This is a genomic window from Flavobacterium sp. H4147, from assembly GCF_029360735.1.
In the GTDB taxonomy this organism is placed as follows: Bacteria; Bacteroidota; Bacteroidia; order Flavobacteriales; family Flavobacteriaceae; genus Flavobacterium; species Flavobacterium endoglycinae.
Window position 1 is genome coordinate 1,321,095 of record NZ_JARKNB010000002.1, and the last position, 12,471, is coordinate 1,333,565.

A 12,471-nucleotide genomic window follows, 5' to 3' on the forward strand; every position below is an offset into this window, starting at 1 on the left:
TATGGAAGATCGTAAAGTATATTCATTAATAGGCATCGGTATTGGACCTTTTAATTTAGGTTTAGCCGCTTTGTTAGAACCGGTTGATGACGTTTCATCACTTTTTTTTGACCAAAGAGAGCAATTCAACTGGCATCCGGGTCTGCTATTTGACCATGTTACGCTGCAGACTCCATTTTTATGTGATTGTGTCTCCATGGCTGATCCTACAAGCAAGTTTAGTTTTTTAAATTTCCTTAAAAAGACAGATCGTTTATATAAATTCTTTATCCGCGAAAATTTCTTCGTACTGCGCAAAGAGTACAATTTATACTGCCAATGGGTCATTAAACAGCTGCAAAACTGCCGTTTTTCATCCAGCGTAAGAGAAATTTATTATAAAGACGGTCTTTATGAAATACATGTTTTTCATAAAGATCAGGATCAGACTAAAATCTACTATAGCGAAAAATTAGTATTAGGAACCGGTACTGTGCCTATACTTCCTGATTTTGTTGATTTAAATGAGATGGAAAAGGTTTGTCATACGTCAAGCTATCTTTTTAGAAAAGAAGAAATATTAGAACAGGACACGGTTACTGTAATTGGTTCCGGGCAAAGTGCTGCCGAAGTATTCTTTGATCTGCTTCAAAACAGACCAAAAACCTTAAAGCTGAATTGGTATTCGCGTCCTGACCGCTTTTTTGCTATGGAATATTCTAAGCTTGTTTTAGAACATACATCGCCGGATTATATCGATTATTTCCATCAAATGTCATCTTCAGATCGAAAAGTCATGCTGGACCGTCAGAAATCACAATTTAAAGGAGTCAACTTTGATTTACTAAATGAGATTTATGATTATATGTATGCACTCAGCGTAGACAATGAAGACATTGGCGTAAAAATAAGACCGAACATTCAATTGGATGATATAACGGCAGGGATTCACAATAATTACGAATTGCATCTGGAACAGGTTGAACAACGCAAAAAGTTTACAGACCACGCCGACTATGTGATTTTAGGAACCGGATATCATTATCAGGAACCTCAATTTCTTAAAGACATACAGCACCGCATCAGCAGAACTTCGACTGGCAGTTACGATGTAAAAAGAAACTATACCATAGATAATAATGGCAGTGAAATTTTTGTTCAAAACGCAGAAATCCATACACACAGCTACATTTCTTCTGATTTGGGTATGGGTGCATATCGTAATTCCTATATCATTAACGAAGTGGCTAAACGTGAAGTATATAAACTAGAAAAGAGAATTGCTTTTCAGGACTTTGACCTTTCACATATTGCAACAGAAAAAGCAGAAGAAATTAGTCTTTAACACACATGTAAAATGAATATAGAAACAATACCACACATAGAAGTTTTTACTGCTCACGTTTGGGAAAAGGTAAACCTTAATCTGCTGGCTAAGAGTTTAGCCGAATTAATGCATGAAGATGTTGCCAAACCTACAATTACAGGCGGTAAAGATGGTGTTAAACATTTTAAACTCACAACTGATCTTCCGGAGGTTTACTACACTTTTTCTGCTTATCCAAGACTTTTGGAGTATTATCATGTTGAAAAAGAAAGTATCCAGCGATGGGAAAACGGAATAGCGGCGCCCGCAAAAGATGTTCTTTGTTTTTTTATGGAATTGCAAAAAACCTTTGGCATCGATTCTTTTACACTGGCGAAATATACCGAAGAACTTCTCAATACATTATATGCAGATGCACATTTGTATACCCGCGAAAAGTTAAGTGCTGCTGATTTAACAAAAGCGGATTATCAGACTATCGAACACCAGATGGAAGGTCATCCGTGGGTTATTGCTAATAAAGGACGTGTTGGTTTCAACAACAGCGAGTATCATAATTATGCTCCCGAAGCCAATAAGAATACCGATTTATACTGGCTTGCTGCACAAAAAAAAAGAGCTTCATTTAACGCTTTGGAAACGATCAATTTTAATGATTTTTATGCCGAAGAATTAGGTCGTGAAGTTTACAACAGATTTCAGGAAAAGCTGCGTAATTTAAATCTTGTAGTTGAAGATTACGTTTTTATTCCTGTGCATCCGTGGCAGTTAAATAATAAAATCTTATTGCAGTTTCATCAGGATCTGGCGCACCAATATTTAGTGATTTTGGGCAAAAACGACGATGTATATTCGCCTCAGCAAAGCATTAGAACTTTCTTTAATTTAAGCCATCCTTCCAAACATTATGTAAAAACGGCCATCTCTATTTTGAGTACAGGAAATATCCGCGGACTCTCTCCAAAACAAATGGATATTGCGCCCAGAGTGACAAAATGGGTAAAAGAGATGCTTGATAAAGATCCTTATTTTGAGGAAAAAGAAGTGGTGCTTTTGGGCGAAGTGGCAACGGTTTCGTATCGTCATCCGCAGTACAATGCAATAGCTGACAGTCCATATCATTATCGCGAAATGTTAGGTGCCTTATGGAGAGAAAGTGCAGAGAAATATCGTAAACCTGAAGAAAACCTAATGACGATGGCTTCTCTTTTATATACTGATGACAGCGATCGTCCTTTTCTGCAGGAATTGATAAATGTCTCTGGACTAAGCATCCAAAACTGGCTGGAGCAATATTTAGAAGCTTATTTAAAACCTTTGCTTCATATTTATTATCAGCATTCCTTGTGTGTAACTCCTCATGGCGAAAATATTATTTTGGTCATGAAAAATGGAGTACCACAGCGTATTATCATAAAAGATTTTGTTGATGATATTGTTTTGACAGAAGAAGCCAAATCAAAATTACCGGATGATCTTAAGGACGGACTTATTCAATCCTCTAATAAAGAAAATACGCCTTTATTTATTTTGATTGGTGTTTTTGATGCCTTTTTTAGATATCTGTCTGACATTCTGCATACGCACATGGATTATGATGAACATCTGTTTTGGAAAACGGTTATAAGCTCAATTGAAGAATATCAGCAGGCCAATCCGCATCTGACAGACCGTTTTGAAAAGTACAATCTTTTTGAACCGGAGTTTAAACGATTCTATATCAACAGTCTGAAACTGCTAAATAATGGATATGCTGAACAAACTGGTTTTGCAGTGCCGAAAAAAGGAAGCAAACTTCCTAATCCGCTTTATGTAATCAGACAGTATGAAATGAACGAGTTTACAGAGATCAGCGAAACAATACAGCACCAATCATGAAAGTAGTTGTATTAAGGCTTCAATCCTATACTGATTTGTTTCTTACCGCAGTATTAGGACGAGAGAAAAAATTCACTTCGGGCAGTATTAATCGTGCCATTGTATTGCTTGCCGTTCCTATGGTTTTAGAACTCGTAATGGAATCTGTTTTTGTTTGTGCCAGTTTGTTTTTTGTGAGCAAACTTGGTGCAGCAGCAGTTTCTATTGTCGGTTCTACAGAATCTGTTATCAGCTTTTCGTATTCGGTTTCAATTGGTTTAAGCATTGCGGCTTCGACTTTAATTGCCAGACGCGTTGGTGAGCAGAATTTTAAGGACGCAAGCATCACAGCCGGACAGGTAATAAACATAAGTGTTATCAGCGGTATTTTAATAAGCCTGATATGTTTTATATGGAGTAATGAAATCCTGGGATTAGTAGGACTTTCTCCGGCAGTTATAGAACAAGGCAGTTTGTATGCCAAGGTAATGTTTGCCAGCTGCGGCTTTATTATTATCCGCATTGCATTAAACGGTATTCTTCGCGGTGCCGGTTATGCTTCTATGGCAATGCGAACGCTATGGCTTTCGAATGCTTTAAACATACTCTTGTGCCCGCTCCTTATTTTTGGATGGGGACCAATACCTGCCTACGGACTATTGGGAGTTGGTATCGCTACTGCTGTGGCCCGTTTTATCGGAGTCTGTTATCAAGCTTTTCATTTGATTAAAGGAACAACCATTATTCAAATTGGAAAAGAACAGTTGGCAATTCACCGTGAGACTTTCCAAAAAGTAATGAAACTTACTTTTGGAGGCATGCTGCAATATTTGATTCCTGCATCGAGCTGGCTGTTTATGATCAAAATTGTTTCTCATTTTGGAGGCAATGCTCTGGCAGGTTACATTATAGCACAGCGTGTTGCTTCAATAGTGACTACTCCGGCTTGGGGAATTGGAAATGCTGCCGGAATTTTAACCGGACAAAATCTGGGTGCCCAACAGCCCGAAAGAGCCGAAAAATCAGTCTGGAGAGCCGGAATGATTAATATGTGTTTTTTGATTACAGTGGCAATTGGATGGATTTTTATGGCCGATCCTGTGGTGAGAATCTTTTCTGACGTGCCAGAAGTAGTCGATAACAGCACAACCTACATTCACATTATTTCCATGGCTTACGTATTGCTGGGATACACAATGGTTATTTCCAGAGCGCTTAATGCCTCTGGAAAAGTTATGATTGTTACCCTGCTTTACATCCTCATGTTTTACGTGATACAAATACCGCTTTCCTATGTCTTTGGAGTAGCATTAGGATTTGGTCCAAAAGGCATTTTTGCCGCGATATTACTTTCAGAGCTTGTATTGGCTTTTGGCTGTATTACAATATTCAGAACAGGAAAATGGAAGTTAACTAAGGTTTAAAAATAGATAAATTTTTAACACATAGAAACATAGTTTTTTTGACTTGAGAAAAGGCGTTTCACTTTACTTAATTCACATAGATATGTGCTAGAAACTGGTTTCTTTCAATTATCCTTTTATAAAATAAAAATCTATGTTTCTATGTATTTAAAACAATTAAAACCAACACGTTAAAACAAATAACATAAACAAATTAAAAAATAAAATCATTATGAGTACAACACAAGAATTACATCAAGTTTTTGCCACTGCATTCGAAATCCCTGTAGAATCAATTACACCGGATTTAGAATATCAGGGTATTGTAGAATGGGATTCTATGAGCCATTTGCTTTTAGTTGAGGAACTAGAACGTTTTTATAATGTTTCAATTTCTATGGAAGATATTTTGGAAATGGGAAACATCGATAAAATAAAAGCAATATTGAAGAAAAACGGAGTAGAAATCCAATAATTCAAAAGAAAAAGTATGGGACTTTATGATTTAATTCAAAAAAATAAAAAATTAAATTTTATAGATGCAGACACCAAGGTTGTTAAAACGTTTAACGATATACACGAATCTTTAGATATTGAAGATCTGCGTGCCGTGGTTTTCATTTACAATGACAATCAGCTGCCGGCAATTGAAGCGTTTTTGAATTTTTATCAAAAAAAGTACACTGTGGCGCTGCTTAATTCGGGGCTGCATCCTGAGTTTAAACAAAACCTGGAAAAGGAATACAAACCAGCTTATATCTTCGATCCGTCTAGAACGGTTGTTGAAGAATATGATGTAAAGCAGGTTTCTAAAGACATTTCCGTTTTTAAAAGAAACGAAATTCGCCTTTACCCTATTCATGGTGACGTTAAACTTTTAATGAGTACATCAGGAACCACCGGGTCGCCTAAATTTGTTAAGATCTCAGATGATAATCTGGTACAGAATGCTTTATCTATCATGGAGTACATGCCAATAACGGAACACGATATTGTTCCGTTAAATGTGCCCATTAATTTTGTGTATGGTTTTTCGATTTTTACAACAAACTGCATAAAAGCAAAAACAATTGTCTGCACTGAAAGAGATGTGCTTCAAAAAGAATTCTGGTCAGATCTTACTGAATACGGCTATTCGACCTTAAGTGGTGTTCCTTATTTTTACGAGTTACTGCAGCGTTTTGGTTTCTTCAAAAAAGACACGCCTTCTGTTCGTTATTTCACCCATACGGGAGGAATGCTGAATCAGGAACTGGCAAACGTCATTTCAAATTATACCCACATTTACAACAAACAGTTTTTTGCTCAATATGGACAAACGGAAGCCAGCGGCAGAATGGCTTTTTTACCGCCAAACGATTTTAAGACCAAAGGAACATCAATTGGATTTCCGGTGAAAAATGGAAGATTTGAAATTGATGAAAACACAGGAGAACTTATTTATTACGGCCCTAATGTTTCCGGAGGTTATGCCAACAACATTTTCGATCTACAGCATTACGATCATACTGACAAATTGTATACCGGCGATCTGGCGGAAAAAGATGAATTGGGTTACTATCACATTAAAGGACGTATTAAACGTATCATGAAATTATTTGGTGTCCGCTTAAACCTTGATGAAGTAGAGGTTTTACTTAAAAATCAATTGGGCGGACAAACCTTTATCTGTATAAGCGTTCAGGACAAATATATTGGTGTGATACATCAGGATCCTTCTTTACAGCGTGAAACCATAACACAGGTAATAAAAGAAAAACTGGGATTACATGCCAGTTCTATAAAAAACTATTACTTCGATGAAGTACCCCTCACTGTTAATGGTAAAGTCGATTATCCGGCTATAAACAGATACATCAACGAAAACGAAAATTCATTTGCAGCCGCCAAAACAGTTGTCGGGTAATTTTTAATATTTAATAATCCATTGGTGAAATTAAAACACACAAATATTTTAGCACATAGAGACATAGTCCAATAGCTATAGGGCTTACATCGAAAAAGAGTATCGAAGAAACATTTTTCCACATAGAGATAAAACTATGTGAATTTAAACTAGTGAAACACCTTTTTTAAGTTAAAAAACTATGTTTCTATGTGTTAAAAAATAATTTCACTTAAAAGTATCTAACTAACAATTAGGTTATATAAACCTAAAATAAAAACAAAACCATGGAACAGCAAAGTAAAAGAATCCCAGCACTGGATTTAATAAAAGGAATGAGTGTTATAGGAATGATCATTATACATACACTGCTTACATTTGCAGATGTCAAATCACAGTCAGAAAGTGCTATTGGCCTTTTTATTGTTTTTCTGGGCAGAGGAACCTCTATTTTCCTAATCTGCATGGGAATAACATTTATGACCTCACGTCATCAAAGCCTTAAAAGTTCTATAACTCGAGGCGGAATGCTTTTGGGAGCAGCCCTTTTTATGAATTTCTTAAAATTTATTTTTCCGGTAATCTTTGGTTTTGCGCCCCATAATTTTATACAGCGATACGGCTGGCACGCACCAATCGAACAGCAGTATTTGTATTTAATGTTATTGGGCGATATTCTTCAATTGGCAGGAATGTCTTTGCTGTTCGTTGGTTTTATTAGAAAATACGTTACCAATAAATACGGAATCTTAGCTATTGGCTTATTAGTCGCTTTAGTTTCCAGAGAAGTCAGCGGTATCAATATTGATATTCCTGTTGTTAATTATGTTTTTGATCTTCTTTTCAATAATGATTTTCCGGCTTATGTTTATTTTCCTGTTTTTCCCTGGATGTCTTTTATTATCATCGGAATGTTTTTTGGAAAATGGTATCAGGAACTTAATTATAACAGACCGCAGTTGTTCAAAAATATGCTGTATATCGGCATTCCCTTCGCTGCAATAGGCGCACCACTTGTTTTTATTTACGGAGATTACAATTACAATGGTTTTTACCACATGGGTCCGGGCGGAGTACTTTATTTCGCAGGATGGACTTTAATTTTTCTATGGGTTATTTTTAAAATATCTGTAAATATCAAAGAAAATAAGTTCATGAAACTTTTAAAATATTGCAGCAAGAACCTGACTTCTATGTATATGACACAATGGATATTGATTTCTTGGGGAAAAGGTATTTTCGGTTTTAGAGAAAATGGAATAACAACTGTACTGGCGCTTATAGGAATGTATATCATATTGACTTTTTCAGTGCAGATCCTTTTAGATTTATTGAGAAAAAAAAGCCAGAAATCAAAGGCTGTAGAAGTTTTAAATTAAAAATTTACATTTTTTGTTTTCCGATTGGGATATTATTAATAGATAATTTCATACTTTTGAATTTTTATTTATTCTAAATAAGAATAATTTCTTAATTTTAAGTACATTCCATGAGGTTCAAATTAGTATTGCTTTTTATTCTCTCGTCGACATTTTTAATCGCGCAAAACACAATCACTGGTAAAGTAAATGATGAATACGGCAACCCGTTAAGCGATGTTAACATTCAGCTATTAGGTACACCGATAAATGCAGCAACAAATGCTGACGGATTTTATCAAATAGAGAATCTCGCAAAAGGAAGCTATACTATAGAAGTGAGTTTAGAGGGATTTATTTCAAGGAAGCAGACAATTGTTTTAGAAAATTCTCAGAATAATTCGGTTACTACAACTTTAGAAAAAGTTCATAATACATCAAAAGAAGCAGAAAAATTAAATGACGTAGTGGTAAAAGGTGTATCTGAAAAAAGAAAAAAAGAAGAAACAGCGCAAGCCGTTTCTGTAATAGAAATGAAAGAAGCTAAGTTTAAAACTGCTGATTTAGGTGAAGTGCTTGCCCAAACTCAGGGTATTAATGTTAGACGTACAGGAGGTTTAGGCTCAAGAACAAATTTTTCGATGAATGGACTGACAGGAAATCAAATCCGATTTTTCCTTGAGGGAATTCCTTTGGAATATCACGGTTATACTTTCGGGATTTCAACAGTTCCCGTAAATTTAATTGATCGTGTTGAAGTTTATAAAGGTGTTGTTCCTATCGAATTTGGAGCAGATGCACTTGGCGGAGCTGTCAATTTAATTACTCCAAAAATAAAATCTGGTTTTAGCGGTTCTTTTTCGGCTCAGGCAGGATCTTTTGGAACCTATAGAACATCATTGATACTTAGCAATTACAATGAAAAGACTGGATTTTTTATAAAAGGAAACGGATTTTACGACACCTCTCAAAACAACTATAAAGTAGATGTTGATGTTCCGGATGATGCCGGAAAGATCAAAAAAGTAACGGTACGCCGATTTCATGATGCCTACAAAGGCTACGGATTGCAGTTAATAACAGGTGTTAAAGACAGAATCTGGGCAAAAGAATTAAGCATCGAAGGTTTTTATACCGATTACACAAAAGAAATTCAGCACAATCAATTAATGGTTGGAGTTCCTTATGGAGAAGTTATGACCTACCGAAAAGCAGCTGGAACTGTCCTTACCTATCGCAATGATTTTGGTGAAAATTTTAATTTAGATTTTACTTCAGTATATAATTACAGAGAACGCCAATTTAAAGATGTATCTGATTACGTTTACAATTGGTACGGTCAACGTATTGAAGATTCTGCTGGAAATGTCAGCGGGGAGATTTCGGAATCTACTGGTCCAAGTGATACGTATACGTGGAATAATGATGTTTTCGCTCGTCTAAAAGCTTCATGGAAAATCAGTGATCAATACGCTGTAAGTTTTACTTCGGCACCTACCTACTCCAACCAAACTGGAGATGACAGACTTATTACTGGTTATGATCCGGCGAGCGCTGTAAGAGATTTATTTACATGGGTTAATGGTGCAGATTTTAAAATAAATGCATTTAATGAAAAATTAGAGAATCTTTTCTTTGTTAAAAATTATCTACAGAAAATCAATTCCGAAGAAAAAATACCTTCCAATAATTCGGTAATAAAAGAAGACCGAAGCGTAAACTATTTTGGTTTTGGAGACGGATTTCGCTTTAAATTTAATGAACAATTTGCCACGAGATTAACATATGAATACGCTACACGTTTACCACAAACAGACGAGTTATTTGGAGACGGACAATTTATACAAGGCAACCTAAACTTAAAACCGGAACGCAGCCACAACGTTAATTTTGAACTTTTCTTCAAGTCTAAAGAAAATTATGAAAAGAGCGCCTGGCAGGTTCAGACGAATGTCTTTTTAAGAAAAATAGACAATCAAATCTTATTTGTTCCAGCTCTGGACCGAAATAATATCTATCAAAATGTATTTGCTGCTACTTCTAAAGGAATTGAATTGGCTGGAAATTGGACTTCTAAAAATGACCGACTTTCATTTCACGCAAACAGTACGTATCAGCATTTTTATAACGATTCGAACGAAGGAATATTTGCCGCTTATAAAGGCGACAGAGTTCCTAATCAGCCCTATTTTTTTGCTAACGGAGGCGTTAATTACTCATTCTTCAACCTAATCGGCAAGTCAGATAAATTATCCCTTTTCCTTGACGCAAGATATGTATATGAGTTTTTTAGAAGCTGGGAAAGTGCTTCTGTAAATCCATTTGTTATTCCGAGCCAGCAGACTTTTGATTTTGGAACGACCTATCACAGCAATATAAATGGGATTAAATATGCTTTAACCGCAGAAATTCAAAATTTAAGCAATGAAAAAAATTATGACTTCTTTGGTGTTCAAAAACCGGGAAGATCGTTTAATATCAAATTAGTAACGCAATTTTAATTAATTATATAACCAGTAAATATGAAAACAAATCGATTTTTTATAAAAAATGCGGCATTAGCTCTAATGTGTTCACTATTCGCATTAACATCATGCAGTTCAGATGATAATAAGACAGATGACGAAGGTCAGGGTAATAATCCTGCCGTTATTGCATCTGTTCGTGTAAATACTCCATCAGGAAGAGTTTTTTATTTAGGAGCATATGATAAATTCCCTTCAACTCTTGACTATAAAACAATGACAGAGATTGGTCCCGGAGCTACAATCTATTCTTATGGCGAACATCCGTATGTTTGGAATGGTACAGCTTCAACATTAACAAGATATAATGTAAGCAACGAAATGAAAATTTCGGCTTCAGATGCTTTAAGTCTTGCAGGAACTGGTGTAAGCGGTACTTTTGGACCTCCTGCTTTTGTGTCTGAAACAGAAGCTTATTTTTTCGCTTTAAATGATGGAAAAATTATCAAGTTCAATCCAACGACTATGAGTATTACAGAAACTATCACAGTAACTCCGCTGCCGTTAAGTAATGATCCAGCTGTTAAAACATCAACTTATATGAGTTATGTTACTTCTGCTAAAAAAATTATTCTACCGGTTGCTGCAACTCCTACCGATTATAACAAGTTTCCACAATATGCTCAGATCGCCGTTTTTGATATTGCCTCAAAAGTAGTTACTTATGTTAAAGATACTCGTATGTCAATGGGATATGATACATTTGCTAAAGGTGATGATGGAACTCTGTACTACAGACCTTCACGTGCTACATCACTTTCATTAGATTACAGCACAGTTACTGGAGCTCCGCCAGCAGGAGCATTATTAAAAGTTAATCCTGACGGGACATTTGATCCAAACTTCTTTGTAGACTTAAAAACTCCTTTAAATGCGCATTCGGTAAACGTAGTAGCTTACGTTAACGGAGGTAAAGCTCTTGCGCAGTATCTGGATAATACATTTACGCCGCCTGCAAAACCAGCTGATTGGTACAATGCTCCAACAAAATTTGCTCTTGTAGATTTAAAAACATTAAAAGTTGAGCCATTTACTTCTTTTGAAAAATATGGTACCGTATATACTGTTGGTACAATTGACGGAGTGGAATATTATGGAAATATCACAGCTCCTGATGGTAAATTCAGCCTTTTAAAACAAAAAGGAGCCGCTGAGTTTGAAGCTGTTTCTGAAGCTCTTGGCGGTAGTTTAATATTTGTTGGAAGATTACGCTAATATCCACATTCACTTTATTTTAGATTTCACTTTAATTCTTAAGAGAAATTAAATTATCATGCAGAGAGAAAAGACCCCATTAAAAGATAGGGTCTTTTCTCTTTTTATATTTTTCTGGGTATACTTAATCAGGTCCTTGTAGAATTTAAATTTCTCAAGTATTTTTTACAAATTTAAAATCCTTTTTTTACTGAATTCTATAACGAAAATATGCTTTAATAAACTTAGCAACTAAACATGTAAAAAATGCAAAAACATGTTAAAATATAACATTAACGCAGCCATCCTTATTTTAATATCAGGATAATTTCATAACTTGAAAGGTAAATATCAAACTATGAAAATATTAAACGCTGCAACTGTATTTATAATAGTTCTTTTTGCTTCGTGCAATGGCACAAAAGAGAACGATCTTGAAGCCAGGGAACAAAAACTAATACTTTTGGAAAAAGAGTTTTCGGCAAAGGAAGAAGACTATAAAAACCTTTTAAGGCTCCGCGACAGCCTGGAGCTGGCTCTTTTGACGAAAAAAGAAAGTACGGATTCTATTAAGAGATTCTGGCCGGACAGTCTCACAGGAAGCTGGAATAGTAAACTGGTCTGTCGCGAATCTGCATGCGGAACCTATGTCATAGGCGATCAGCGCACTGAAAAATGGATTTTTTCCAATGACAGTATAGGCCCGATTGTCAATGTTATGGACAATAATAAACTTAAACGCACATTCAGGGCTGAATACAAGGATGGAAAAGCCAGGCTATATATATATTTAGCAGACAGCACTGCCGCAAGAAATAATAAGACAACTGCCCTATTGGATAATTTCAGCAAAAAAGTAATTAAAGGCACTCAGTCACTTTCAGGACAGGACGATTGTCTTGTAAAATTCTCCGTTGAGCTTTCTCCTTCTCCAAAAAAATAA

9 protein-coding genes are annotated in these 12,471 nt (G+C 35.7%); all 9 read left to right on the top strand.

Annotated elements, in window-relative coordinates:
* Window position 1 precedes the first annotated feature (1 nt).
* Window positions 2-1,324 (top strand): lysine N(6)-hydroxylase/L-ornithine N(5)-oxygenase family protein, encoded by a 1,323-nt coding sequence (locus tag P2W75_RS13620; RefSeq protein ID WP_276380861.1) that lies wholly within the window; start codon window positions 2-4, stop codon window positions 1,322-1,324.
* Window positions 1,325-1,336: 12 nt separating this feature from the next.
* Window positions 1,337-3,184 carry an IucA/IucC family siderophore biosynthesis protein gene (locus P2W75_RS13625; protein WP_276380862.1) on the top strand — a complete coding sequence of 616 codons (1,848 nt, stop codon included), beginning with the start codon at window positions 1,337-1,339 and terminating at the stop codon, window positions 3,182-3,184.
* Window positions 3,181-4,587, top strand: a complete 1,407-nt coding sequence (locus P2W75_RS13630; RefSeq protein WP_276380863.1) for an MATE family efflux transporter — start codon at window positions 3,181-3,183, stop codon at window positions 4,585-4,587. The genes P2W75_RS13625 and P2W75_RS13630 overlap by 4 nt, the downstream gene beginning before the upstream one ends.
* 211 nt (window positions 4,588-4,798) lie before the next feature.
* Window positions 4,799-5,041, top strand: a complete 243-nt coding sequence (locus P2W75_RS13635) for an acyl carrier protein (protein ID WP_012025162.1) — start codon at window positions 4,799-4,801, stop codon at window positions 5,039-5,041.
* 15 nt (window positions 5,042-5,056) lie between these two features.
* Complete coding sequence (locus tag P2W75_RS13640) at window positions 5,057-6,472, top strand: AMP-binding protein (protein ID WP_276380864.1); 1,416 nt, start codon at window positions 5,057-5,059, stop codon at window positions 6,470-6,472.
* Window positions 6,473-6,738: 266 nt separating this feature from the next.
* Window positions 6,739-7,830, top strand: a complete 1,092-nt coding sequence (locus P2W75_RS13645) for a heparan-alpha-glucosaminide N-acetyltransferase domain-containing protein (protein WP_276380865.1) — start codon at window positions 6,739-6,741, stop codon at window positions 7,828-7,830.
* Between the two features lie 110 nt (window positions 7,831-7,940).
* Window positions 7,941-10,310 (top strand): TonB-dependent receptor, encoded by a 2,370-nt coding sequence (locus tag P2W75_RS13650; RefSeq protein WP_276380866.1) that lies wholly within the window; start codon window positions 7,941-7,943, stop codon window positions 10,308-10,310.
* A 21-nt stretch (window positions 10,311-10,331) separates the two neighbouring features.
* Window positions 10,332-11,549, top strand: a complete 1,218-nt coding sequence (locus tag P2W75_RS13655) for a hypothetical protein (protein WP_276380867.1) — start codon at window positions 10,332-10,334, stop codon at window positions 11,547-11,549.
* Window positions 11,550-11,886: 337 nt separating this feature from the next.
* Entirely contained in the window at window positions 11,887-12,471 is a 585-nt protein-coding gene (locus P2W75_RS13660; RefSeq protein ID WP_276380868.1) for a hypothetical protein, read from the top strand.

Coding starts and splice junctions, on each gene's coding strand:
- P2W75_RS13620 (WP_276380861.1), top strand. CDS start 2: ATGGAAGATCGTAAAGTATATTCATTAATAGGCATCGGTATTGGACCT.
- P2W75_RS13635 (WP_012025162.1), top strand. CDS start 4,799: ATGAGTACAACACAAGAATTACATCAAGTTTTTGCCACTGCATTCGAA.
- P2W75_RS13650 (WP_276380866.1), top strand. CDS start 7,941: ATGAGGTTCAAATTAGTATTGCTTTTTATTCTCTCGTCGACATTTTTA.
- P2W75_RS13630 (WP_276380863.1), top strand. CDS start 3,181: ATGAAAGTAGTTGTATTAAGGCTTCAATCCTATACTGATTTGTTTCTT.
- P2W75_RS13640 (WP_276380864.1), top strand. CDS start 5,057: ATGGGACTTTATGATTTAATTCAAAAAAATAAAAAATTAAATTTTATA.
- P2W75_RS13625 (WP_276380862.1), top strand. CDS start 1,337: ATGAATATAGAAACAATACCACACATAGAAGTTTTTACTGCTCACGTT.
- P2W75_RS13645 (WP_276380865.1), top strand. CDS start 6,739: ATGGAACAGCAAAGTAAAAGAATCCCAGCACTGGATTTAATAAAAGGA.
- P2W75_RS13660 (WP_276380868.1), top strand. CDS start 11,887: ATGAAAATATTAAACGCTGCAACTGTATTTATAATAGTTCTTTTTGCT.
- P2W75_RS13655 (WP_276380867.1), top strand. CDS start 10,332: ATGAAAACAAATCGATTTTTTATAAAAAATGCGGCATTAGCTCTAATG.